Annotated in this window: 23 protein-coding genes and 1 tRNA gene; 13 read left to right on the top strand and 11 right to left on the bottom strand. The window is 36.5% G+C overall.

Translation table 11 applies throughout. The features are described from left to right. Window positions 1–4 precede the first annotated feature (4 nt). From ACFQ1K_RS11895 to ACFQ1K_RS11880, 4 genes are all read right to left on the bottom strand, one after another. Window positions 5–2368 carry a DUF2309 domain-containing protein gene (locus tag ACFQ1K_RS11895; RefSeq protein ID WP_320554527.1) on the bottom strand — a complete coding sequence of 788 codons (2364 nt, stop codon included), beginning with the start codon at window positions 2366–2368 and terminating at the stop codon, window positions 5–7. Window positions 2369–2370: 2 nt separating this feature from the next. Further along, on the bottom strand, window positions 2371–3855 hold the full coding sequence (locus ACFQ1K_RS11890; protein ID WP_320554528.1) for a proton-conducting transporter transmembrane domain-containing protein: 1485 nt from the start codon (window positions 3853–3855) through the stop codon (window positions 2371–2373). Between the two features lie 125 nt (window positions 3856–3980). Next, window positions 3981–4054, bottom strand: a tRNA-Ala gene (locus ACFQ1K_RS11885). Window positions 4055–4082: 28 nt separating this feature from the next. Continuing rightward, window positions 4083–4880, bottom strand: a complete 798-nt coding sequence (locus ACFQ1K_RS11880; protein WP_320554529.1) for a universal stress protein — start codon at window positions 4878–4880, stop codon at window positions 4083–4085. Window positions 4881–4916: 36 nt separating this feature from the next. On the opposite strand from ACFQ1K_RS11880, the gene ACFQ1K_RS11875 reads away from it, so the two are divergent. The 3 genes from ACFQ1K_RS11875 to ACFQ1K_RS11865 are packed head-to-tail and all read left to right on the top strand — an operon-like array spanning window position 4917 to window position 6970. Beyond that, window positions 4917–5417: a GNAT family N-acetyltransferase gene (locus tag ACFQ1K_RS11875; RefSeq protein ID WP_320554530.1), complete on the top strand. Its 501-nt coding sequence runs from the start codon at window positions 4917–4919 to the stop codon at window positions 5415–5417. Beyond that, window positions 5414–6751 (top strand): MATE family efflux transporter, encoded by a 1338-nt coding sequence (locus ACFQ1K_RS11870; protein WP_320554531.1) that lies wholly within the window; start codon window positions 5414–5416, stop codon window positions 6749–6751. Before ACFQ1K_RS11875 ends, ACFQ1K_RS11870 begins: the two co-directional genes overlap by 4 nt. 42 nt (window positions 6752–6793) lie before the next feature. Further along, window positions 6794–6970: a hypothetical protein gene (locus tag ACFQ1K_RS11865; RefSeq protein WP_320554532.1), complete on the top strand. Its 177-nt coding sequence runs from the start codon at window positions 6794–6796 to the stop codon at window positions 6968–6970. A 97-nt stretch (window positions 6971–7067) separates the two neighbouring features. On the opposite strand, the gene ACFQ1K_RS11860 is transcribed toward ACFQ1K_RS11865, so the two are convergent. Further along, window positions 7068–7697: a 2OG-Fe(II) oxygenase gene (locus ACFQ1K_RS11860; RefSeq protein WP_320554533.1), complete on the bottom strand. Its 630-nt coding sequence runs from the start codon at window positions 7695–7697 to the stop codon at window positions 7068–7070. Window positions 7698–7822: 125 nt separating this feature from the next. Here ACFQ1K_RS11860 and ACFQ1K_RS11855 point away from each other — a divergent pair, with 125 nt between their 5' ends. Next, window positions 7823–8275 carry a 6-pyruvoyl trahydropterin synthase family protein gene (locus ACFQ1K_RS11855; RefSeq protein WP_320554534.1) on the top strand — a complete coding sequence of 151 codons (453 nt, stop codon included), beginning with the start codon at window positions 7823–7825 and terminating at the stop codon, window positions 8273–8275. Window positions 8276–8285: 10 nt separating this feature from the next. Then, window positions 8286–9038: a UDP-2,3-diacylglucosamine diphosphatase gene (locus tag ACFQ1K_RS11850; RefSeq protein WP_320554601.1), complete on the top strand. Its 753-nt coding sequence runs from the start codon at window positions 8286–8288 to the stop codon at window positions 9036–9038. Here ACFQ1K_RS11850 and ACFQ1K_RS11845 read toward each other — a convergent pair. The 3 genes from ACFQ1K_RS11845 to ACFQ1K_RS11835 are packed head-to-tail and all read right to left on the bottom strand — an operon-like array spanning window position 9035 to window position 12448. Continuing rightward, window positions 9035–10309: an MFS transporter gene (locus tag ACFQ1K_RS11845; protein WP_320554535.1), complete on the bottom strand. Its 1275-nt coding sequence runs from the start codon at window positions 10307–10309 to the stop codon at window positions 9035–9037. The genes ACFQ1K_RS11850 and ACFQ1K_RS11845 overlap by 4 nt on opposite strands. 3 nt (window positions 10310–10312) lie before the next feature. Further along, window positions 10313–12004: a single-stranded-DNA-specific exonuclease RecJ gene (gene recJ, locus ACFQ1K_RS11840; protein WP_320554536.1), complete on the bottom strand. Its 1692-nt coding sequence runs from the start codon at window positions 12002–12004 to the stop codon at window positions 10313–10315. A gap of 6 nt (window positions 12005–12010) precedes the next feature. Next, window positions 12011–12448, bottom strand: a complete 438-nt coding sequence (locus tag ACFQ1K_RS11835; protein ID WP_320554537.1) for an OsmC family protein — start codon at window positions 12446–12448, stop codon at window positions 12011–12013. Window positions 12449–12514: 66 nt separating this feature from the next. Between ACFQ1K_RS11835 and ACFQ1K_RS11830 the strand changes: the two genes are divergently transcribed. Continuing rightward, complete coding sequence (locus tag ACFQ1K_RS11830) at window positions 12515–13117, top strand: carboxymuconolactone decarboxylase family protein (RefSeq protein ID WP_320554538.1); 603 nt, start codon at window positions 12515–12517, stop codon at window positions 13115–13117. A 28-nt stretch (window positions 13118–13145) separates the two neighbouring features. Here the strand turns inward: ACFQ1K_RS11830 and ACFQ1K_RS11825 are convergent, their stop codons facing one another. After that, window positions 13146–13709 carry a uracil-DNA glycosylase family protein gene (locus tag ACFQ1K_RS11825; protein ID WP_320554539.1) on the bottom strand — a complete coding sequence of 188 codons (564 nt, stop codon included), beginning with the start codon at window positions 13707–13709 and terminating at the stop codon, window positions 13146–13148. 67 nt (window positions 13710–13776) lie between these two features. Further along, window positions 13777–14445: a 16S rRNA (cytidine(1402)-2'-O)-methyltransferase gene (gene rsmI / locus ACFQ1K_RS11820; RefSeq protein WP_320554540.1), complete on the bottom strand. Its 669-nt coding sequence runs from the start codon at window positions 14443–14445 to the stop codon at window positions 13777–13779. Window positions 14446–14536: 91 nt separating this feature from the next. Here rsmI and ACFQ1K_RS11815 point away from each other — a divergent pair, with 91 nt between their 5' ends. Beyond that, window positions 14537–17950: a DUF7933 domain-containing protein gene (locus ACFQ1K_RS11815; protein ID WP_320554541.1), complete on the top strand. Its 3414-nt coding sequence runs from the start codon at window positions 14537–14539 to the stop codon at window positions 17948–17950. On the opposite strand, the gene ACFQ1K_RS11810 is transcribed toward ACFQ1K_RS11815, so the two are convergent. Further along, window positions 17947–18693, bottom strand: a complete 747-nt coding sequence (locus tag ACFQ1K_RS11810) for a hypothetical protein (protein WP_320554542.1) — start codon at window positions 18691–18693, stop codon at window positions 17947–17949. The two genes, ACFQ1K_RS11815 and ACFQ1K_RS11810, sit on opposite strands and share 4 nt — an antisense overlap. Before the next feature lie 83 nt (window positions 18694–18776). Between ACFQ1K_RS11810 and ACFQ1K_RS11805 the strand changes: the two genes are divergently transcribed. The 6 genes from ACFQ1K_RS11805 (at window position 18777) to ACFQ1K_RS11780 (ending at window position 26005) form a co-directional block, all read left to right on the top strand. Continuing rightward, complete coding sequence (locus tag ACFQ1K_RS11805) at window positions 18777–19433, top strand: thymidine kinase (protein WP_320554543.1); 657 nt, start codon at window positions 18777–18779, stop codon at window positions 19431–19433. Then, entirely contained in the window at window positions 19417–20526 is a 1110-nt protein-coding gene (gene alr / locus ACFQ1K_RS11800) for an alanine racemase (protein WP_320554544.1), read from the top strand. The genes ACFQ1K_RS11805 and alr overlap by 17 nt, the downstream gene beginning before the upstream one ends. Window positions 20527–20595: 69 nt before the next feature. Then, complete coding sequence (gene mscL / locus ACFQ1K_RS11795) at window positions 20596–20997, top strand: large-conductance mechanosensitive channel protein MscL (protein ID WP_320554545.1); 402 nt, start codon at window positions 20596–20598, stop codon at window positions 20995–20997. 180 nt (window positions 20998–21177) lie between these two features. After that, window positions 21178–22167 carry an aspartate-semialdehyde dehydrogenase gene (locus tag ACFQ1K_RS11790; RefSeq protein ID WP_320554546.1) on the top strand — a complete coding sequence of 330 codons (990 nt, stop codon included), beginning with the start codon at window positions 21178–21180 and terminating at the stop codon, window positions 22165–22167. 151 nt (window positions 22168–22318) lie between these two features. Beyond that, window positions 22319–24484, top strand: a complete 2166-nt coding sequence (locus ACFQ1K_RS11785) for a prolyl oligopeptidase family serine peptidase (RefSeq protein ID WP_320554547.1) — start codon at window positions 22319–22321, stop codon at window positions 24482–24484. 192 nt (window positions 24485–24676) lie between these two features. Further along, the gene (locus ACFQ1K_RS11780) at window positions 24677–26005 is read left to right on the top strand and encodes an Ig-like domain-containing protein (RefSeq protein ID WP_320554548.1); all 1329 of its coding nucleotides are present in this window, start codon (window positions 24677–24679) and stop codon (window positions 26003–26005) included. Window positions 26006–26010 lie beyond the last annotated feature (5 nt).

Raw genomic sequence — 26010 nt, 5'->3', positions numbered from 1 at the left:
TTTTTTAAGCCATTGAATCCTCAAAAACCTCTCTAGGCTCTTCTTTAAGTTCTGTGCTCGTCTTTTGAGTATCGTTTATCCACTTAAACCCTTCAGTGTATTGAGAAATCTCATTTTCTTTCGTAGGGTCTATAACAAATAAGTATATCCACTCATTGTCCAGTAAGTTCTTGATATTGGCATTTTTCGAAATAATATTTTGAACGCGGTCTAGTGGTGCATGTATAAAAACAGATAATCGTAATGGTTGATGATACATTTCACTATCTGTACTTTTAAGAGACTGTAAAGGCAGTCCCATTTTTAGATCTCCACCATTCCCTTGAACCACTCCAAAATTTCCGGTGACATTATGGGTGATTTTAGATCCACTCCCAAAGGTATCGTTATCCACCGTAGAGAAATAGTAATGGTTATTTATCCACTGTGTTACAACCATTGGGCCTTGCATAATCGCCTCTAAGGCATTACCTGTTTCATCTTTGCCCCAATCATAAGAATGAAGAAAGCTTCTGCCATCTAAATTTTTAGTCTTAGTCAAGTCTCTAGAACCTATAATAAAAGCAGCATTTTTAGCTAAACCCCATTCTGGTCTAGTCTCAGACCAATCACTAGTCTTTTTCTTTGCCAAGTTCACACCATTCTTAACACCAAGTCGTTCTTCAGTTGCCGAACGCTGAGCACTATTTAAACTTGCCTTTAATTTTTGTAGTGCTTCTTGATGTGACTTTGGTACTTGAGAATCAAATATCACAATTTCATCTGTAGTCGTGTTGTGTTCTGCACCAATAAAAATGGTGTCATTTGGAATTGTAATTCCATGATCTTTTAAAAGATGTTGCCTAACAAGTTCTTCGTTAGCTATTTTGGCAAGCATTCGCGCATTATGTCTTCCGGGACTTGCTGCACAAGCACCACAGTCCAAGCTGGAGTTAAAAGGGTTGTTAGCCGAATGACCTCCATGTCCTGTGAAAACCACTAGAGGCGCAAAATTCTTCCAACCCATTAAATCGAAACCTGACTTTACAATAGCAACTTTTTCCTCTATAGAAATGCCGTTTGAATTTTCTTCACAAGAACTCATATGTGTTTCTGACAAGTCTTCATGATCTTGTTGGTTTCGCTTCTTTACATCGTAAATTTTATTTGAAAAAAATGTTCGTGCCACCATTGATAATCCATAGAATACGCCTGAACCCTCGACATATCCAAATGTAGATGGTAGCATATTCTTCATTCGTTTTCTAAAGTACTTCGTAAACTTTAAGTGCTCAGCTCTCTTTAAATTAGCTTCAAACTTATCTAATTTCCCATTTTGAGGCTTATCTTCAACTATATACGAAGAATTTAAAATAGGGGGACACGACTTTCGCTGAATCCCATCATGCGGATTTTTGTAGTCCATAGCAATACCAAAAAAGCCAGCATAACCAAAGGTTTCATAATTACCCTTCTCCTCAATATGTCTTCTAATAAGTTCACTTCTCGTATCAATACAAAACACCAATTGTGCATCTGGCACGGCATTAATAACCTCAACTTTTGCCTGGTTTTGAAGTAATCCGACAACTCTATTTTGAAAACGCTTTTCCCAAGCACACAAAAACAACTGTTGTAACTTGATGAGTTCTGCGGTATCGTTATCGGGTGATGTTGATTTTGGATAAATATCCAAGTTCAGATGCTCTGCAATCCATAATCGTACTGCCAAATAATCCTGCAAGTCTATTGGATAGGACTTTTGCCAAGGTGAGTCATAGGTGTTTCTATGGTTGATGTAGCCCGTCCAACCAGGTAGTGCAGACAAATGATATCTAAAAATTGATTCATAATAATCTTCAGACACGTCATCCAAAACACTTTCTAAAGCTTTTAAACTCGTTTTTGGGATTTCAGCAATGTTCTTAATATTTAAGTCATTGTCATACTTTGCTAATTGCCTCCAAGCCGTATAAAATCCTTTCTCCTTGTAAGGCATTTGCCACTCTGCCAAACCTTCATCCATAAAGGATGACAGCCATTTAGCCATTATCACATCCAACACGGAATATTCTTTTGTTTTTTCTTTCTCTGAAAGCAACTCTATTCGCTTTAAATAGTGTTCAGGTGTTTCATTAAATCCATTTTCCTTCAGAAGACGGCCTAAAATGTCTTTATCCATCTCATCTTTGCTGAACGCCTGACTAAAGATAGACGCATCAGGAAATACCTTTACCCCTAAATCTTTCTTTGCATGAACAACAGCCTCTGTAAACGGCATTTCTTCGTAACCTGATAATGGGTTAGAGGTAACAAATGAGTACAATGGCCAAGTATTACCAATGACCCTAGAGGCGCTTTTAATACTGTTTTTAATTTGAGTTGCCATAATTATTTAGATTTAGAAGGGGTTAGTACAGATTTTTTAAAGGGTTGTGAAACGTTTAACAACCTAACATACAGCCATGGTGCCTGCCTGTAAATTCCAAGCTTCATAATAAAGAAGCCGATAAGGAAAATAATACCAAATGTAATTTCAAGAGGTGTTACAGGAATGGGCACTACGGCCATTGGTGTATCTTTAATAACTGCAGTAACACCATTATACATTAAAGCATAAACCACAATACCTGCCACGAATAAAACTGGAGGCCAAAGGGCTTTCTGAATAAATGATAAACTTTTTTCTTTAACAATATTATAGGTAATTTGACCAACGGTGATAGCTACAATTAAGGTTAAAAATATGCTACTGTCTAAAGAAGATCCTTTACCTGTTAAAGTCATGAACAAATAAGCTCCCAATATTCCAAAACCAAGAACAACAATTGCTTGTAAAGGCTTTATTTTTATGCTTAAATTCTGTTGCGGAATATTTTGTTTTACCCCTTCGCCAACTGATAAAAATAGGTAAGCTTTGTAAAAGCCATGAAGAATTAAATGGACTATAGCTGCATTAAAAAAGCCCAATCCACACTGCATAATCATAAAACCCATTTGGGCGATAGTAGAACATGCTAATTTTTGTTTTGCATTTACCTGAAGGAGCTTCGTAAACTGTGCTAATATAGCGGTTAAGCCACCAATTATGAATAGAATATCAAAGGTGTTTGAAACGTATATTAATGTAGCGAATAATGTAAGTAAAATGCCCGAGCCATTAACAAAACCTGCGTGCATTAAGGCTGATGCCGGTGTTGGTGAGGTCATTGCAGACAAAAGCCAGCGATGAAATGGATAAATTGCTGATTGAATCATCGCCGCAACGATTATAAACAAACTAGAGATGAGGATAATATGATTTGGTAAACGATCCCATGAGGTTATCATACCGTCAATGGTAAAAGTAGTTAAGCTAATCGCAGGGATTAGTATACCAACAGCAAGAGCTACAGCACCCAAAAGAAAAAACTTCTGTGCATAAGTTGCCGCGTGTTTTGCTTCTGCCCATCGCTTATCTACGCCAATGAGTTGCGCCATAAAAAATCCCATTAACAACCAAGAGCCTATCAATAAAACCACATGGTTAGATACAACAAAACACATCACAGAAAACATAAAGGCCAAACTTAAAGTTACAAACCTATTTCTGTATTTAAATCCTTTTGTATAGTTGGTGGCATAGGTTGTAATTATTGCACTAAAAAACGTTACAACTGTCCATATCAAAAATGTAAATCCATTAGTTCTAAAGACATCACCTACATTGTGGTTTAAATCATCAGTAGATGTAAATATGAGTAGGCCGAAATTAGCTATAAAAAGCAACCATAAAAATACGGAGGCTGCATTTGAATACTCTAAAACAGACTTATAACCGTTCCTAGTTTGGGTTTCATTTAGATTTTTTAACCCTATTGTTTCTATTGAAGACATCTTATTGGTGTTTTTTTTAACACCGCAAAGATTTCACTTTTAGTTTATAAATTTTTATATATATATTTTATGGTATACATAAATATAAGTTATATAAAATAAAAAGCCTTAATTAAAAGGCTTAGTGGAGCATATCGGAGTCGAACCGATGACCTCTACGCTGCCAGCGTAGCGCTCTAGCCAGCTGAGCTAATGCCCCATTTTTTGTTGAAGTAAATATATTGTTTTTATTTCAATCCGCTTAACACCAAGACTGGAATTGTTGAACTATGAAAATCTCTTTTTAAAATGATATCCTCTTCCCAAAGTTTAGAGAAAAAACCTCGCTTTCTACGAACAACGCAGAGTAAATCAGGACTATGACTCTTATAGTGCTCCAAAACAGCTTGAAAGGTTGTAGGGCTTTCTGCAATAGTTGTATTGGTAACCATGTTCTTAAGTTCTTCATTCAATTCAAAATCACCTTCTTCATGAAAAGGAGTCTTTACCAAGAGTATATTGAGAATGGCCTTAAACTGATTTTTTATGCTATGTATGGGTTGCAACACACCTTCTCGCCTAATTACTGCCGACTTCAAAGCCAAAAGCATCTTTACAATAGGTTTATAAACATAGCCTTCCGGTACTATTAAAGCTGGTATTTGTGTTCGTTTTACAATCTTACCTGAGGTCTTACCCAAATAAACTTCCTCCTTTATGGAATTAGTTCTAGGTTCCAAAATAATTAAATCAACATCTAAGGCATGGCACACCTTCTCTATAGTATCTATTAGTTTTCCTTTAAAGATTTTGGTAATGACTTCTACACCTTTGGTATCCACAGAAGCAACATGGGCTTCTAAAAAAGCCTTGGATTCACGTTCTAAAATATGATCTACTTTAATCATAGTGCCTGCTTTGGTGTAAACATTATATATTTGAACCACGTATAATTTGGCACCAAAGGCTTTAGCAAAATCAATGGCATATTGCAAGTGTGATTTGGCGTTTTTTGAAGACCCGACAGGAACTAGAATTGTTTTCATAGTCAAAAATATTTAAGGCAAAAGTACAATTTAAAAATGATTAGAAAAGGCAAGATTGAAGATATAAAAGCGATTATGTACTTAACAAAAACTTGTGCTAAAACCATGATTGCCAATGGTATTTATCAATGGAACGAACATTACCCTAACGTTTCGGCATTTGTAAATGATATTGAAAGACATGAACTTTTTGTTTTAGAAATTGATTCTGAAATAAACGGTACGATCGTTATTTCAACCTTTATGGATGAAGAATATCTGCCTATAAAATGGTTAACAAAGAATGAAAATAATATATACATTCATCGCTTGGCCATTCATCCGTCTATGCAGGGTAAAGGTTACGCGCAACAACTTATGGACTTTGCAGAGCAATACGCTATTGATAATAATTATCGTTCCATAAGATTAGACACCTTTTCAAGAAACAAAAGAAACCAAAAGTTTTACGAACTTCGCGGTTATAATAAATTGGGGGACATTTACTTTCCCAAACAAAGTAAGTATCCCTTTCATTGTTATGAATTAATCCTTTGAACACAGCAAAAATTTCATTAAAGCATATTAATAAACTTGCTATACCAGCATTAATTTCTGGTATTTCTGAACCTATTCTGTCATTAACCGACGCTGCAATTATTGGTAACATAGACATTAACGCTACAGAATCCTTGGCTGCCGTTGGCATTGTTACTACATTTTTGTCGATGCTTATTTGGGTTTTGGGGCAAACGCGTAGTGCTATTTCCGCTATAGTCTCTCAATACTTGGGGGCCGATCAATTAAGCAAAGTGAAAAATTTACCAGCGCAAGCTATGTTTATTATTACATCATTAAGTGTATTAATCATTGCCATAACTTATCCATTAGCAGGACAGATTTTCAAACTTTACAATGCCTCTGATTTAATTTTAACCTATAGTATAGACTATTATCATATTAGGGTTTTCGGTTTTCCCTTCACACTCTTTACCATTGCCGTTTTTGGGACTTTTAGAGGGTTACAAAACACCTATCACCCAATGCTTATTGCCATAACTGGTGCTGTGGCTAATATTGTTTTAGATGTAGTATTGGTTTATGGTGTAGAGGGGCTTTTTCCGGCAATGCATATAAAAGGTGCGGCCTATGCTAGTGTTTTAGCTCAGGTTATAATGGCCATACTTTCTGTGTATTATATCCTTAAGAAAACCGATATTCCGCTATTAGTAAAGTTTCCGTTCAACAAAGAAATTAATAGGTTTATCCTGATGATTGTCAATCTGTTTATCAGAACGATTGCACTTAACGTGGCCTTATACTTTGGGACGAGTTATGCCACTAAATATGGAACAACCTACATTGCTGCCTATACCATAGCCATTAACCTTTGGTTTTTAGGAGCTTTCCTGATAGATGGCTATGCTAGTGCTGGTAATATTTTGTCTGGTAAACTTTTTGGTGCTAAGGCCTACAAAACATTGATAGACTTGAGCAACCAACTTATAAAATATGGTATCGTCGTTGGAGTGGTAATGGGCTTGATTGGTGTGCTTTTTTATTATCCCATCGGTAGTATCTTTACAGATGACAAAGCTGTTCTGAAGGAATTCTATGAAGTATTTTGGATAATTCTTGCCATGCAACCTTTATGCGCCCTTGCTTTTATTTTCGATGGGGTTTTTAAAGGTTTAGGAAAGATGGAGTACTTAAGAAATGTACTTTTATTCTCAACGCTTCTTGTATTCATCCCTGTCATTTTGGTAACCGATTACTTAGACTATAAGTTGTATGGGATATTTATTGCTTTCACCTTGTGGATAGTAGCTAGAGGGCTTCCATTGATCATAAAATTCAGAAAAACATTTATACCACTAATTAAAAACACTTAAATTTGAGTCAATTTTTTTTTAAAACATTGGCAAGGCTAAACTATGAGGTTTTTAATTTTACTTATACAAAACATAAGTGTTGAAGAGAAACTAAAAAACGCGCCAGATGATAATTATGGAATAGGTGTGTTTATTGGATCTATGCTACCTTTTGTAGTTTTAGTAATCATTGCTTATGTCATCTACCGATATAATAAAAAAAGACTAAAAGACCAATAGTATGGATATCCTTCGCTTTTTAGGTGGCAATGGCTTGTTTCTAATATTAGCTGTTGTATTGATTATAGCCTATTTCTACAACCGAAAACGCAGATAATCATCGGGTTTTTAACCAGCCCGTGATGCTCAATCTAGGTGTATTAACAGGTTTTACTTCATGTTCCAGAACTTGGCTTTCAAAAATAACAACTTTACCAGGAAACGGATAAATAGTTTCCTCACCATGTTCTAAATACAACACTAATTCTCCACCGTTTTCAGGTTTCCAACTCTCTTCATTTAAATAGCAAACAAACGAGAGTTTTCTTCTATCATCATTCTGAAACGTATCCAAATGGCGCTTATAAAATGTACCTTCTGGATAAATGGCATAATGAAACTCCTTTTGATTAATGCCTAAAAAACAGGTTCTGTTTAGATAATCCTTAAGGTCATTAATCTTATTGAAGAATAGTACTTCTGCACTATTAGCCTTGTCCTCATCAATCCATAGAATGATATCACCACGTACTTTAGCTCTAATAACTTCGTTTGTCCGATTACCAATTGCTGATTTCTTAAAAATATCTTCTTCGTATTTTTGAGACAACGATTTCCTTAAGGCCTCAACCTCATCCTTAGTAAAAAACCCATCAACAATACTGTATTGCTTCTTAGTAAGATCTGCGATAATATTCTCGTACAGAGGATTTTCTGTAAACGGAATAAATTCAAAAAGACTATTCACTTTAGTCTAAAAAAGAAGGATTGTTTTCATTTTTAAATTCAAAAGTTCTAAAAAAGTGGGCAAATGTAATCTAAAATCGTGTTCGTTTTACATTTATAATATCTTTGCACTATTATTTTTCTGGAATGAATAAGATTCGAATCACAAAACAATTCTCTTTTGAAACCGGACACGCGCTTTATGGTTACGACGGTAAATGTAAAAATGTGCACGGTCACAGCTATAGATTAGACGTTACGGTTATTGGCAGGCCAATTTCTGACAACACCAATGTAAAATTTGGTATGGTTATAGATTTTGGTGATTTAAAAACCATAGTAAAAGATGAAATTGTTGATGTTTTTGACCACGCTACGGTTTTTAACAAAAACACACCACATGTAGAGTTAGCAAAGGAATTAGAAAGCAGAGGCCATAATGTTCTGCTCGTGGATTATCAACCCACCAGCGAGATGATGGTTATTGACTTTGCAAAAAAAATTCAGAATCGTTTGCCCGATACCATAAAATTACACTCCTTAAAACTTCAAGAGACGGCAACTAGCTTTGCAGAATGGTTTGCCTCGGATAATGAGTAATAAACGTCACATAGAGATTCCTTCAGGCAAAAAAATATATTTTGCTTCAGACAACCATCTTGGTGCTCCAACCATGGAAGCCTCTAGACCTCGTGAAAAAAAGTTTGTAGCCTGGTTAGATGAGATAAAACAAGATGCTGCGGCTATTTTTTTAATGGGTGATTTATTTGATTTTTGGTTCGAATACAAAACTGTAATTCCCAAAGGATTTACCAGGACTTTAGGAAAACTAGCCGAAATTTCAGATGCTGGTATTCCTATTTATTATTTTGTGGGTAATCATGATTTATGGATGAATGGCTATTTTGAAGACGAACTCAATATTCCTGTTTTTCATAAGCCACAAGAATTTACTTTTAATAATAGCTCTTTCTTTATTGGTCACGGTGATGGTTTAGGCCCTGGTGATAAAGGGTATAAGCGCATGAAAAAAGTCTTTACTAGTTCATTTTTTCAATGGTTGTTTAGATGGTTACATCCAGATATTGGTGTAAGATTAGCACAATATTTTTCAGTCAAAAACAAGTTAATTTCAGGTGATGATGATGCCAAATTTCTTGGTGAAGACAACGAATGGTTAGTAGCTTATTGCAAGCGAAAACTGAATGACCAACATCGTGATTATTTTGTTTTTGGCCACAGACATTTGCCTTTAGACATTGAGCTTAATGGCACATCAAAATATATTAATTTGGGAGATTGGATTCAATATTACACTTATGGTGTTTTTGACGGAAAGAATTTTGAGCTGAAAAAATACTAGTTTTTAACTTCATCATAATGCTCTTCAACATCCTGTTGCAGGTCAAGCTCACGCAAAGGCCTGTTTTTTAAACTCATTATAATGACCGTTAGCAGAGTTGTTGAGCCACCTAAAACCACAGCCAAAGGCGCACCAAAGATTCTTGCGGCTATTCCGCTCTCAACAGCGCCAAGTTCATTAGAAGACCCAACGAACATGGAATTTACAGCTCCAACTCTTCCTCTCATATGGTCTGGTGTTTTAAGCTGAAGGATTGTTTGGCGAACCACCATGGAAATACCATCAAACACACCAGAGCAAAAGAGTGCAATGACACTAAGCCATAGTAATTTTGATGCACCAAAAACAATCATAAACACACCAAAACCAAAGACTGCTACCAACAACTTTTTTCCTGTATTTTTTGTAATCGGAATATACGTTGTTGCCACCATGGTAATAATGCTTCCAGAAGACAGTGCGGCGTTTAAAACCCCAAAACCTTTAGGTCCTGCATCTAAAACATCCTTGGCAAACACCGCAAAAATGGCAACAGCACCACCAAATAATACGGCCACCATATCTAATGTTAGCGCTCCTAAGATGACCTTGTCGTTAAAAACAAACTTAATTCCCGATTTTAAACTTTCCTTGATGGATTCGTTCGTGGCTTTATTTAAAATTGGTTTTTTACTTATTTTAAATACTAGAACTAAGGCCAACATGACCAAACCAAAAATAATTCCTAAAGTATAGTGCACTCCAATCCAAGCAATTAAAAATCCCCCGCACAAGGCCCCAAAAACACTCGCGCCTTTCCATGTGCTACTGCTCCATGTTGCTGCATTTGGGTAAGCGGACTTTGGCACTATTAAAGCAATTAATGAAAAAATAGTAGGGCCAAAAAAAGCTCTTAAAACACCACCGAAAAAGACCAAGCTATAAATACCAGCCAAAATCCTATGGGTACTCCACGAAGATTCAACTCCTTGGGATGTTAACCAAAACAATCCGAAACTAATTAGTGAAAACAAAGCGATACAAAGCGTAAAAAGGTTTCGTTTCTCCTTTCGGTCTACAATATGACCTGCGAATGGCGCCAGAAAAAAAGCTGGAAGAAATTCACACAATCCAATAATACCTAAACTCAACTCATTGTTGGTTAAAGAATAGACTTGCCATTCTATGACAACAAATTGCATAGACCAGCCAAAAACCAAGGCAAATCTTACCAAAAGAAAAATATTAAATTCCTTAAAACGGAGTGCTGCGTAGGGATCTGTTTTTGCCAAGGGTTATGATTTTATATCCTTCAACTTTAATTGTAAACTCACATTACCATTCCAGTGATTTTCATCAATGGTATAGGCGGCATCAAAAATATTCTGGTTCTTAATGATTTCTAATTTCTCCCCTAGTCCAAAACCTATACAGACAAATGGATTGCTTGTGCCTTGTTTTGCCGTAAAACGCAAATGTTTATCATCTTCACCCACACATTTTCCCCAACCTGTGTCTTGTACTCCTTGCGTCATAAAAACAGGGGTCATATTTCCTGGTCCAAAAGGAGAAAATTGCCGTATAATCCGATATAGTTTATGATCTATTTGATTTAAATCAATTTCCATATCTACCGTTAGCTCTGGAGTTAGCAGTTTTGGGTCAATGGTAGTTTTAACAACGCTTTCAAACTTTGCTTTAAAAGCTTCATAATTATCAGGCAAAAGCGTTAGGCCAGCTGCATATTTATGCCCCCCAAATTGCTCAATAAATTCAGAACACTCCTCTAAGGCATTATAGACATCAAAGCCTTTAACTGATCTCGCAGACGCTGCTAGTTTATCACCGCTTTTAGTGAATACCAAAGTTGGTCTGTAATAGGTTTCTGTTAATCGCGAAGCCACAATCCCAATGACACCTTTATGCCAATTTTCATCATAAACAACGGTTGTAAAACGGTCTTGTTCATTATTTTTTTCAATTTGAAGTAGTGCTTCTTCTGTAATAAGTTTATCGGTTTCTCTGCGATCTGTATTAAAATGATCGATATCTACAGCATAACTTGCCGCAAGGTTAAAATCGGCTTCGGTTAGCAAGGTTACGGCATGATTACCATGCTTCATACGACCTGCCGCATTAATCCTTGGCGCCACAATAAACACAACATCTATGATAGATAGTTCTTCCTTTTTGACCTCTGCAATAATAGCCTTTATTCCTGGTCTTGGATTTGTATTAATCACTTGCAGTCCAAAATGGGCTAAAGCTCTATTTTCGCCAACGATCGGAACGATATCTGCACCTATAGCTGTAGCTACCAAATCGAGATATTCAGTTAAATCTTCCATGGTTTGCCCTTGATTTAAGGCTAATGCTGTAATTAACTTAAATCCAACCCCACAACCACAAAGTTCTTTAAAGGGATATTCACAGTCGTTGCGCTTAGGATCTAAAACTGCAACGGCTTTAGGTATTTGGTCTCCTGGTCTGTGATGATCACAAATGATAAAATCAATGCCTTTTTCTTTGGCATAAGCCACCTTGTCAATAGCCTTAATACCACAGTCTAGTGCAATAATAAGTGTAAAATCATTGTCGTGAGCAAAATCAATGCCTTGATAAGACACTCCATAACCTTCTGTGTAACGATCAGGAATATAGGTTGCCACATTTGCTGTTCTGGTTTTTAAATAGGAAGACATTAAGGCCACAGATGTGGTACCATCGACATCATAATCACCGTAAACCAAAATATTCTCCCCCTCTGAAATGGCCTTTTCAATCCGCGTAACTGCATTATCCATATCCTTCATTAAGTAGGGATCATGCAAATCCTCAAAACTTGGTCTAAAAAAAGTTTTTGCATCTTCATACGTTTCGATGCCTCGCTGCAGCAATAAGGTTGCTACAATATCATCAACCTGAAGCTCCTTTTTTAAAGCTGCCACTTTTGAAGGGTCTGGTTTGGGTTTTAAAATCCAACGCATAGACAGTTACATATTATGCTTGGTTCCTATATGAAAAAAGATTTCGGTTTTTACCTCAGCAAACTGCCTGAACATTTCCATAACACCACAATATTTCTCAACAGATAAGTTGACAGCACGTTCGCATTTTTTCTTGTTCAAATCCGATCCATAAAAATAATAATCAACCTTGACACTATGATAATATTTAGGATGCTCTTCGGTTAGCTCGCCAGAAACTTCAATCTTAAAATCGTCAATCTCTTCATTCATTTTATTTAAGATAGAAATCACATCCAATCCTGAGCAGCCAGCCAGAGAAGATAACATCATGGCCTTTGGAGATAATCCAAAACGTTCATTTTGTCCTTCTACGTCAGTGTCCATAATTACTGTTTTTCCACTCGGATTATCAGACTCAAAGGTTAATCCGCCTTTCCAGTGTGTCGTGATTTTATGTGCCATTTTCTTTTTCTTTAATTTTTAGAACCGCTATCTTGTACATTCAAAAATAGCACTAAAAAAATAACTATGGCATTAGTAACTCCCTTATCTCCCGAACACGATTTAGAAACTAAGGAATTGGCTGAATTCTTTAATGAGACACTTGGGTTTTGTCCAAATTCCGTTCTTACCATGCAGCGACGACCTGCTATTAGCAAAGCGTTTATTAATTTGAACAAAGCTGTAATGGCCAATGACGGTCGTGTCACTTCTGCCTTAAAACGCATGATTGCTTGGGTAAGTAGCAATGCTACAGGTTGCCGTTATTGCCAAGCTCACGCTATACGAGCAGCGGAACGTTATGGCGCAGAACAAGAACAATTAGACAAGATTTGGGAATACAGAATCCACCCTGCATTTAATGAGGCCGAACGTGCAGCATTAGATTTTAGTTTGGCAGCTAGCCAAGTCCCCAATGCTGTAAACGCAGACATTAAAGAACGCTTGTACAAGTATTGGGATGAAGGTGAAATCGTTGAAATGCTAGGTGTGATTTCCTTATTTGGTTACCTTAACCGTTGGAACGACTCTATGGGAACCGACATTGAAATTGGTGCTGTGGAAAGCGCAGACCAATATTTAGGAAAACACGGTTGGGAAAAAGGAAAGCATGATGGATCAAAGTACTAGACTATTTATCAAGGAAGTAGACAAAAAGTTAAATTGTTTCAACAATAATCTTCTGTAGTTCAGACACTACCAATTCCTCAAACCAAGGATGTTTCGCGCGCCAAAATCGATTGGTGGGCGATGGATGCGGAATAGGAAAGTACTTTGGCAAATAACTTTTATAATCCCCTACACGCTCTGTTAATGTTTTCTTATCCTTTAAATAATAGTTTTGAGCGTAAGCGCCAACTAAAATTACTAACTCAACTTTAGGCATTTGCTTCAATAATAACTCATGCCACTGTAGTGCACATTCTTTTCTGGGTGGCAAGTCCCCTGTTTTACCTTTTCCTGGATAACAAAATCCCATAGGGATGATTGCAAAATTTTTGATGTTGTAAAATTCTTCTTCAGTCACATTGAACCATTCTCTTAGTTTCTTACCGCTTTGGTCGTCCCACGGAAGGCCTGAAGCATGCACTTTTGTTCCTGGTGCTTGGCCTATAATTACAATTTTAGAATTCTGATGTGCTGTTACTACTGGTCTTGGCCCAAGTGGTAAATGTGCTTTACAAATGGTGCATTGACTTATGTTATGAAGTAAATCTTTCATTTAAAAAGTTTTCGATAGATCAAGCAAAAGTTTGATACTCGAACTGACTACGATTTATCTGTGTGGCTCACTTTTTCCCACCTACCACGATCACAATCTCTCCTTTTGGTGGTTTATTGGTATAATGTTCTAAAACTTCCTTTGCTGTTCCTCTAACAGTTTCTTCATAGAGTTTGGTTAGTTCCCTAGATACAGAAACGGGTCTATCCTCGCCAAAATATTCACAGAAGTGGCCAAGGGTCTTTACCAACTTATGTGGACTCTCGTAAAAAATCATTGTTCGGGATTCCTCTGCTAAAAGTAACAATCTGGTGTGGCGCCCTTTTTTTACTGGTAAAAACCCTTCGAATACAAACTTATCGTTTGGCAGACCGCTATTGACCAAAGCAGGAACAAAAGCTGTAGCCCCAGGCAAACATTCAATATCAATATGATTTTCTACACAAGCTCTTACCAATAAAAATCCTGGATCTGAAATGGCCGGCGTACCTGCATCGCTAATCAACGCCATGGTCATTCCAGACTTTAGTTTTTCGATGAGTTGATTCACCGTTTTATGCTCATTATGCATGTGGTGACTTTGCATAGGAGTGGTGATCTCAAAATGCTTCAAAAGCTTTCCTGAGGTTCTGGTATCTTCAGCAAGAATCACATCTGCTTCTTTTAAAACCTCAACAGCCCTGAAGGTGATATCTTTTAAATTTCCAATAGGTGTTGGTACCAGAAATAATTTCATATTTTCGAACTTATTCCCCAAAATTACAATCTTTTGAAGTTCTTAACGCAACCATTTATTGAAATCTGTATCTAATAACAAAATCCAATCAATGCTGAAATCAATCAAACTACTATTCTTTTTGATCATCAACTTGCCTTTGCTTTCAGCACAAACCACGGATTTATCTATAAACATTGAAGCCCAAAATCTTGCTGGCACTCCCATTTCACAGGTAGATATTTACGAAGATTTCCAGTACTTAATCACACTTTCAAATTCTGGTAACACAACTAACAATACTGATATTTCTGTAGATTTCGATGATGATATCACCATAATATCCACGAGTTCCCAGAATACTATTAATGGTGCATCCGATGTTTCAGACATCACTATAACGGACAATGTTCTAACTGGGACAATCACCAATTTACCCAACAATTCTAGTGTTGAGCTTTTAGTATTAGTGTCTGCGCCTACTAACCTTGGAGGTATTGCCGTAAACGGAACCATCAATCCTTCCGCAGGAACTACCGATACTAATACCAGCAACAACCAATCCATTATTTCCATAGATGTATTGGATGTTGTTATTGATTTTGAAATTACACATACACAAATTCAACCTGCTTCTGGAATACCAGTAGATGATTGGGGCAACGAAGTCATCTATCAGTTTACAATTACAAATAACAGTGAAATTGATTTCCCAATTGAAACCATTGAAGGAAAGCTGATACTAACCTCCCCCTTTGATAACGGTCAGCCTTTTGCAGAATTTATTTCTTTAGATTGTATTGGCACGACCAATGGTACCCTTTGTCCAGAAACAATAGATCCCAATACGATATCAGCGAATATAACTACACCAAATGTTGTTAATGCTCCATCCATTTTTACCTTAGGTGATGATCTCGAAATCACATCTGGTGGGAGTATCACTTTTGAGATGGTTTATCGTTACACCAACTTTTCGTGTTCTCCTAACCCTATGCCTATTGATGTTGATAGTTTTATAGAGATTAGCTTGAATCACACAAATGCATCGTCTAACTTATCCAATTTTGTAGAAACAAACCTACCTAATGCTGATATATGCCCATTAACCGATGTGTGCATTGAAACTGAACTTTTTGATCCTGTGGATACTATTGATATAGAATATGACCAAGAGGTAACCTTTGTTACTACGGTTTGTAATAATGGCCCTTCTGAGGCACCATTACTTTTATTTCTTCAAAATTTGTCCCCTAACGTCAACTGGGACATCATTTCCGTTAATTGTACAGCAACTACCGGACCCGTAGCTTGCGGAGATTTTACGATTTCAGATAATGGGCAGCTATGGGTAAGTAATGAATTTGTACTTGAGCCTAATACTACCATAACCATTGAAACTGTAGTAGTTTTCGTTGAACCACCGTGCAATCCATTTCCAACTCAGGTAGATGGGTCTGTTAAAAGTCAAATTACGCTTTTGCCAACCCAAACCATTGATACAAATCCAGATAACAATTTTCATTTTATCGATTTAATACTTCCTACGGAAGAACCTTGTGATGTGCAGGATATTTCAGATTTACAAGTGACAAAAACTCAAGTTTTCCCTGAATTACCTGTTGGAGGCTCCCAATCGAATACCACTGAATGGGGAGAAATTACTTATGAAGTTACTATAACCAATGATGGTGATACGGACGAACCCATTCAAGTACAAGACCACATGCCAGTTCCCCTTACTGGCGATGTGCCCATTATTGGAACCTTAATCAGTGTAGAATGTACAGGAACTACCGGAACTGCATCTTGTTTCTCAATTGAAAATGCCAGCACCGGAATTCCTTTTGACGGTGTTACGGAAGACGGTAGTTTTGATACCTTTTGGGAGATTTTACCTGAAGATAATTGGATACTTCCTGCTAATAGCTCCGTGTCTTTTACGGTGACTGTAGATTGGCAGCCAGAATGCTCCAGTCAACCTATGGTGGGTACAAATTACATAAGAGCATATTATGTAAATAATGTTCCTGAAACCAATCTTGGCAACAATATTGATTCTGTAGACACCTATTTTGCCCCTTGTATTGATTTGGTGGTACAAACCTATCCTGAATCTGCCCAAGTTGACACAGGGGAGGCCTTTAACTGGATTGTAGACATAAGTAATAGTACAACCAGTTCTAGTGCTGTAGATATACAATTTGAAAATATTTTAGACAATGCGTTTACTCTTTCCGGCAGTCCAACTTGTAGTGTATCATCGGGAAGTGCTACTTGTATCTCAGCCTTTAATATTAGTGGGAATACCATTACAGGAATAATTCCCACGATGGAAGCGGGCTCAACAATTAGAATTACCATTCCTGTATTGGCTCCAAATTTTGGTGGTGGTTTTAATAATATTGCTGAAGCGTTTCCAAGTGCTGCTGATAATGAAGAATTAACCCCCGAAACTAATATTTCTGTAAATAGTGTTCAGGTCATTTCGCCAATATTGGATAAAGTGTTTGTTCCTAATACCATCTTTGAAGGTGGAGAAAGCGAGTTGGTGTTTACAATTTATAACATTGCCACCAGCCCAACTCAAAATGGAATAGCTTTTACGGATAATTTGCCTACTGGCCTCACCATATCCTCACTTCCTGTTTGGGTGGAAGCCAACGGCTGTTCAGCTACATTTAACGGGACAGTGGGTGGTGACTTTGTTGGAGTTACAGACCTCACCTTTCCCGCCGGCGTTGAAAGTTGTTCATTCTCAGTAATGGTAACCTCTGATATAGCCGGTACTTATCTAAACAATTTTCAAAATATAAGTAACACAAACAATTTAGATGCTTCACAAGTAAGCGCAGCGTTAGATGTTGTTGTGGACACCTCTGATGTAGATATTGAAATTTTAAAATCTGTTGAGCCAACTGAAGCCATGGTTGGTCACCAGGTAACATTTACCATCACAGCAACAAATATTGGTACGTCACAAGCAACAGCTATTCAGGTTCAGGATGCGCTTCCTGTGGGTTATGAATATATATCGGCCACAACAAGTTTTGGTATATTTGATGATACTGCCTTTTCATGGTCGATTCCTTTTTTAGACTCTAACCAAGCTGAGACATTACAGATTGATGTATTGGTGGTTTCTTCAACCGACTTATTAAACATTGCTTTTTTAGATGGCTTAAATGAAATTGACAGAGATTCTTCGAACAATGAAGATGATGCTATTGTAGAAATATCAAACTGCTTATCTATTCCTCAGGGGATATCACCAAATGGCGATTTAAAAAACGATTCTTTAATTATTCCATGTATTGAAAGCTATCCTAATAACACGATTAAGATCTACAATCGATACGGTGCACTAATTTACGAATGCAATAATTATAATAATTCTTGGGATGGTAGAGCTAATAGAGGCGCACCAAAACATTCAGGTTTACTACCTGTAGGTACCTACTTCTATATCCTCGAAGTAATTGGAATAGCAAAGCCTATACAAGGTTATGTGTACTTAAATTATTAATTAAATTTGCTTTCAACAATTTCTATGAAACGTTCTTCATACTCTTCCTTACCTTCCCAATTATTATAATCGGGCTTTACCATATCGAAAATTAATTTACGTGCTTCTGACAGGGAATCTGTGGTATTAATTTGAGAAATGACACGGTCATAATCTTCGTTTTTACCTTCAAAGAGATGCTTTATAAAGGCTAACTTATCATTTAATCCTATTTGGAGACCTTTACTCTTCAGTTTGTCATTAAGTGATTTTTTTGCCACTTCGGCTTGACGTCTTTGGGCTTCCTCAATGGGTTCAAACTCAGGAATATCACCAAAATCAGCGCTTATATTTTCAAATTCTATAGTGGTCGGTTTTTCCTTAGTTACGGCTTCCTCTACCAAAATATCAATCTGCTGACTTTCATTAGGCATTTGCGCCACCATATCTTTTATTTTTTCCATTACCGGCTCCATAATACCATCATCTTCAACCTCATCAACATTAACATACGTCTTATTATCAATTACAATATTATCGCTTACGGTATTGTTAAACGCCGCATCGAGCATTCCGAAAAACGAGGAATCGTTCCCTATTGTGGGCATATCATCTTCAAAATTTTCTTGTGCAAATTTTAAAACCGTAAGTTTTTCGTAAAGCTTAGCAACCTCATCATGCATTCTATTGACATCTTCCTTGCCTTTTAATTTTAGAATCCTGTGCGCGATGCTAATTAATTCTGATTCTAATTTCTTTTTCATCCTAATACCTTTTGATTTTTATTATTTTTGATTGACCTTTATAAAAACGAAAAATGACTACGTTTTAGTGCTAAAATTACAAAATGTTTCTTGAAAATACGGTAAATCATAAAGAACAATTTGGCTGGATTGAAGTGATTTGTGGATCGATGTTCTCTGGTAAGACCGAGGAATTGATTCGCAGATTAAAGCGCGCCCAATTTGCAAGACAAAAAGTAGAAATCTTCAAACCCGCCGTTGACGTGCGTTACGATGATGAAATGGTAGTTTCCCATGATTCTAATGAAATACGATCTACCCCTGTGCCAGCTGCTGCCAATATTCCAATTTTAGCAGATGGTTGCGATGTGGTTGGTATTGACGAGGCCCAGTTCTTTGATGATGAAATCGTAAGAGTTTGTAATGACCTAGCTAATAAAGGAATACGTGTAATTGTTGCAGGTCTCGATATGGACTTTAAAGGCAATCCTTTTGGCCCTATGCCCAACCTTATGGCAACTGCAGAGTATGTTACTAAAGTACATGCTATTTGTACCAAAACCGGAAACTTGGCGCAATATAGCTACAGAAAAGCGCAAAGTGATGATTTGGTCCTATTAGGTGAGGTTGAAGAATATGAACCTTTGAGTCGCGCCGCATTTTACAAATCCATGCTTCGTGACAAAGTGAGGCAGATGAAGGTTAAAGATGCCGAAGAAATAAAAGCAAAAGAAAATAAGCCGGATGCCAAAAGCGAATGAAACTGTCCTAGAAATTGATTTAGGTGCTTTAACACATAACTTCAATCATTTAAAATCTAAGCTACAGCCCAAAACTAAATTTTTGGCGGTAGTGAAGGCATTTGCTTATGGCAGTGATTCTATCGCTATAGCAAAACATTTAGAATACCTAAATGTAGATTATTTGGCCGTTGCCTACGCAAAAGAGGGTGTCTTGCTTAGGGACGCTGGTGTAACAACTCCTATACTCGTACTCCACCCTCAGCCCATTAACTTTAAGTTAATTATTGACCACTGTTTAGAGCCAAGCATCTACAGCATTAGGGTCTTGGAAACGTTTATTGAGGTGGCCAAAGCCCAATCTCAAAAAGAATATCCCGTACATATTAAGTTTAACACAGGTTTAAATCGCTTAGGGTTCTGGGAAAATGATGTAGCTCTTATAGCTTCGAAATTAAGTAAAACAAAGGCTATCAAAGTAAAATCACTGTTTTCACATTTAGCAGCTAGTGAGGATATAAATGAAATTTTGTTTACTAAAAATCAAATTGTATCTTTTAAATCCATAGCTGAAAAATTTAAGTCTAAAATAGGTTATAATCCATGGTTACATTTATGCAACACTTCTGGTATTATAAATTATCATGAAGGGCACTTAGATATGGTTCGGAGCGGCATAGGACTTTATGGTTTTGGTAATTCTACAATAGAAGATGCACAGCTAAAACCAATTGCAAGTCTTAAATCCGTGATATCACAAATACATCAGATTGAAAAAAATGAAACTGTAGGTTACAATAGGGCCTACAAAGCAAAGGATTTTGAAAAAACAGCGACCATACCCATTGGTCATGCTGATGGTATCACAAGGATTTATGGCAAAGGCAAAGGGTTTGTTTTTATTAATGGTCAAAGAGCCCCAATAATTGGTAATGTTTGTATGGATATGATTATGGTCAATGTCACAGGCATTAATTGTAAAGAAGGTGATGAAGTCATCATTTTCAATGGCTCTCACAAAGCCTCTCATCTTGCAGAGTCTGCTGGTACGATTTCATATGAAATTTTAACCGCTATCTCACAACGGGTTCAAAGGAGAATACTTACAGATTAAAAATTTTTTAACAGTTTTTAACTTTTTTACTTATTTTAGTAACTCACTAACTATTTAAAACATAATATTATGCTAAAAGAGTTTAAGGAATTTGCAATGAAGGGCAACCTTGTAGACATTGCGGTTGGTTTTGTAATGGGTGCTGCTTTCAACAAAGTGGTTGCATCATTTACAGGTGGCATCGTATCACCATTAATTGGATTAATTTTCAATTCAGATTTTAAAGATTTAAGGTATAAATTGCAAGAAGGCACACAAAACGACGCTGGTGAAATGGTAGGAGAAGTTTGGTTAGAGTATGGGACATTTTTAACTAATGTGATTGATTTTATTATCGTAGCATTTGTAATGTTCATGGTTGTAAAGGGAGTTAATAAAATGAAAAAGAAGGAAGAGCCAGCTCCTGAGGCACCGGCAGGACCTTCTGAAATCGATTTATTAATGGAAATCAGAGACTCTTTAAAGAAATAAGTTTTAGCGTTACCGCTACACTATATTTTTATTAATCAAACCCAGGCTTTAGTCTGGGTTTTTCTTTTAAAAACGTTAAATAAATCACATGTCGTTTATTTATTGTTAAAAGCGTATAACTAAATAAAAACTAGGATTGATTTTTATGTAATTTTGTGCAACTGATATTAAAATTTAAATATGAAAGTAGCTGTTGTAGGTGCGACCGGTTTAGTAGGTAGTGTTATGCTTAAAGTTCTCGAAGAGCGAGATTTTCCGATTGATGAATTACTTTTAGTTGCCTCTGAGCGCTCCGTTGGTAAACAAATGAACTTTAAAGGAAAAGCACATGAAGTGATAAGTATTCCAACGGCTATTGAAAAACGTCCTGATATAGCGCTGTTTTCAGCTGGCGGTAGCACATCTTTGGAATGGGCTCCAAGGTTTGCAGAAGTTGGTACGACTGTCATAGATAATTCTTCGGCATGGAGAATGGATGTTTCTAAAAAACTCATTGTTCCGGAAATTAATGCCAGCCAATTAAGCAATGAAGATAAAATTATTGCAAACCCAAATTGTTCTACCATACAAATGGTTATGGCCTTAGCTCCACTTCATAAAAAATATAAAATAAAGCGTATTGTTGTATCTACCTATCAGTCTGTTTCTGGTACAGGTGCTAAAGCCGTTCAACAATTAGAAAACGAAATTGCTGGCAAAACAGGCGAGATGGCTTACCATTATCCAATCCATAAAAACGCCATACCCCATTGCGATGTTTTTGAGGAAAACGGCTATACCAAAGAAGAGATGAAATTAGTTAGGGAAACCCAAAAAATTCTTGATGATAGAACTATTGCTGTAACTGCAACTGCTGTACGAATCCCTACTGCAGGAGGACACAGTGAGGCGGTAAACGTTGAGTTTGAAAGGGATTTTGACCTAACCGAAGTAAGGCACATCCTAAACCAAACAGAGGGTATTACGTTACAGGACAACTTAGATGTTAACATATATCCAATGCCAATTTATGCTAATGGAAAGGATGATGTTTTTGTGGGCAGAATAAGAAGAGATGGCTCGCAGCCCAACACTCTAAATCTATGGGTAGTTAGTGATAACCTTAGAAAAGGTGCTGCTACAAACACCATACAAATTGCCGAATATCTTGTAAAAAACAACCTGGTTTAGTTTTCCATAATTTTTTAGACTAGCCCTAAAATTTTGTATCTTTAATCGTTCTTTTCTAACAAGATCTTATTAGACTATTTATATGTAAAACATGTAACCTAATATTGTCAACTATCTGACTTTTATTGGGCCAAATACCAAAAACTATTTTATGAAAAAATTACTTCTACTTACTGCATTGCTGAGTATTTTTGTTTCCTGTAAAAACGAATCTGAAAAAGTGAAATCCATTTCTGTAAACTACCCTGAAACTAAAAAAGTTGATACTGTTGACAATTACTTTGGTGAAGCCGTCCCTGACCCTTATCGCTGGCTCGAAGATGACAGAAGTGCTGAAACAGAAGCTTGGGTAAAATCTCAAAACCAAACCACGTTTGGTTATTTGGATAATATCCCTTACCGAGAAGAATTAAAGCAGCGCCTGACCAAACTTTGGAATTACGAAAAAATAGGTGCTCCCTTTAAAGAAGGTGACTATACTTATTTTTATAAAAACGATGGGTTGCAAAACCAATACGTCATCTACAGATATAAAAACGATGCAGACCCAGAAACAGCAGAGGTGTTTTTAGACCCAAATACTTTTAAGGAAGATGGAACTATCTCTTTGGGCGGAACAAGTTTTTCTAAAGATGGCAAAACATTAGCGTATTCAATTTCTGAAGGTGGAAGTGATTGGAGAAAAATTCTGATAATGAATGCTGAAACCAAAGAAATAATTGAAGACACTCTAGTGGACATAAAGTTTAGTGGTATGTCTTGGTATAAAAACGAAGGGTTCTATTACTCTAGTTACGATAAACCAAAAGGTAGTGAGCTTTCTGCCAAAACAGACCAACACAAAGTGTATTATCATAAATTAGGCACCAAGCAATCTGAAGATCAATTAATCTACGGTGGTACTCCTGATGAGAAACACCGTTATATCTACGGCGGAGTTACAGAAGATGACCGCTATCTGATTATTACACCCAGGGTTTCTACCTCTGGAAATAAGCTTTATATAAAAGACCTTACCAAACCAAACGCTCCTTTTGTTGAAATTTTAGGACATACAGATTCAGATTCTAACATTATAGAAAATGTAGGTTCTAAGCTCTACATTATGACCAATCTTAATGCTCCCAATCAAAAAGTTGTTACCGTAGATGCATCAGACCCAAAACCTGAAAATTGGAAAGATTTTATTCCTGAAACGGAAAATGTGCTTAGCCCATCTACAGGTGGTGGTTATTTCTTTGCAGAATATATGGTAGATGCGGTTTCAAAAGTTTTACAATACGATTACGAAGGCAATTTAGTAAGAGAGGTTGAACTACCTGGTGTTGGTAGTGCTGGTGGCTTTGGTGCTAAAAAAGAAGAAAAAGAATTGTACTATTCTTTTACAAACTATGTAACTCCTGGAAGTATATACAAATACGATATTGAAAAAGGAACATCTGAATTATACCGAAAACCAAGCATAGATTTTAACCCAGACAACTACGAGAGCAACCAAGTGTTTTATACCTCTAAGGATGGTACAAAAATACCAATGATAATCACTCATAAAAAAGGGATAGAGCTCAACGGAAAAAATCCAACAATTCTATATGGTTATGGCGGTTTCAATGTTTCTCTCACACCTAACTTTAGTATTACCAACGCGGTTTGGATGGAACAAGGAGGTGTTTATGCTGTTGCTAATTTACGTGGAGGAGGTGAATACGGGAAAAAATGGCATGATGCTGGTACGCAAATGAAGAAACAGAATGTTTTTGATGACTTTATTGCTGCGGCAGAATATTTAATTTCAGAAAAATACACTTCTTCGGATTACTTAGCTATAAGGGGTGGGTCCAATGGTGGTTTGCTGGTTGGTGCAACAATGACACAAAGGCCAGATTTAATGAAAGTTGCATTGCCAGCTGTTGGAGTTTTAGACATGCTACGTTATCATACGTTTACGGCCGGTGCAGGTTGGGCATACGATTATGGTACTGCTGAAGACAGTAAGGAAATGTTTGATTATCTAAAAGGCTATTCTCCTGTACACAATGTCAAAGAAGGAGTGGAATACCCAGCAACTTTAGTGACCACCGGAGATCACGATGATAGAGTAGTTCCTGCTCATAGTTTTAAATTTGCGGCAGAATTACAGAGTAAACAAACAGGTAATAATCCAACCTTAATACGAATAGAAACAGATGCAGGTCACGGTGCTGGGACACCTGTGAGTAAAACGATTGAACAATATGCAGATATCTTTGGATTCACCCTTTATAATATGGGCTTTGATGTATTGCCAAGTAAAACTAAAGAAAAAGTAAAAGGCTAATTTTTATGTGTCTTTAATTTCAATATTTCTAGAGTTGTTTATCTTTTTTATTTGATTATAAACGATTTAATTAAAAAATCTTAGATTTACCCCTATTTTTGTTAAAAAAGTAGGGGTTTTTCTATTTAAGCTGTTCTATCAATACGTTGTTATCATTAAATGAGAAAGGAGTACATACTAAAACTGGTTTTTTTGACCCTTTTGTCCATATCATCATGTAGCGAATCAGATGATGGCACAACGCCTTTATCTATTGAAACTAATCCTGATGAGGTTTTTTTGGCACAAAATTCTCAAGTCGAAATATTTATATTCAATAATGATTCTAATATTCCCCAATCAGGCTCACTGTCTCTAAGCGCCCCTTCATTAGGTTCCGTTTTGATTAACAACAACAATACTCCTAGTAATGTAAGTGATGATTATTTAGTCTACACTGCAAATGCAAACACTATTGGTGAAGACTCAATTCAATATACAATCTGTGATGCTTCCAATAACTGTTCAACAGAAACTATTTCTTTGACAATTTCATCCTTATCTGTTGTAAACATGTTTGAAGGTGATACTCCTCACGAAACTTTGTCATTATATAATTTCTTTGAAGGCGATTTAAAAGAGCTCAATCCTACTTTTGGAGTGTATCCTTACGATCTTATTACACCCTTATTTACGGATTACGCAAAGAAGAAACGATTCATCTGGATGCCCAATGGTGTTAAAGCAAATTATATAAATGATTATTCTTCCCTAGATTTCCCAACAGGAAGCGTTATTATTAAGAATTTCTATTACAACAATGTGCAGCCTAATAATTCCTCAAAAATTCTTGAAACACGAATTATGTTTAGAAAAACGAACGGTTGGGATTTTGCTAACTACGTTTGGAATGATGAACAAACAGAGGCTTTTTTTACCAATCAAGGCAGCACGGTTAATATAAGTTGGTTAGAGAGTGGTGCTCTAAAAACGACTGATTATAGGATTCCTTCTAGGGCAGAATGCTTTACCTGTCATAACAGTTCCGACAACCCTACGCCTATAGGTTTAAAACCTCAAAACCTAAACAGAAATTATGATTTCAATGGCGAAGTCGTTAATCAGTTGCAAAAGCTCATTCAAGTAGGCTATTTAAACTCAGGGATACCCAATAATATTAACACCGTAGTGGCTTGGGATGATGTTTCGCAGCCATTAAATGACAGGGTTAGATCCTATTTAGACATTAATTGTGCACATTGCCACTCGGATAATGGACATTGTAATTATAGGCCTATGCGATTTGAGTACCATTTAACTAGTGACCCAGAAAATATTGGCGTATGTGTAGAGCCAGAAACACAATTTATACCAAATTCCTATATTGTTACACCTAACAACATTGACTTATCCATTCTCTATTATAGACTAAGTACTACTGATGAATCATTTAGAATGCCCTTGCTGGGCAGGACCACCAACCACAGAGAAGGTATTGACCTTATAGAAGAATGGATCAATTCTCTTGATAACTGCAATTAATACTC

It is taken from the genome of Winogradskyella aquimaris, assembly GCF_042676105.1.
In the GTDB taxonomy this organism is placed as follows: domain Bacteria; phylum Bacteroidota; class Bacteroidia; order Flavobacteriales; family Flavobacteriaceae; genus Winogradskyella; species Winogradskyella aquimaris.
The sequence above is the reverse complement of the archived record's forward strand: the minus strand, read 5'-3'. Positions and strand labels throughout refer to the sequence as shown.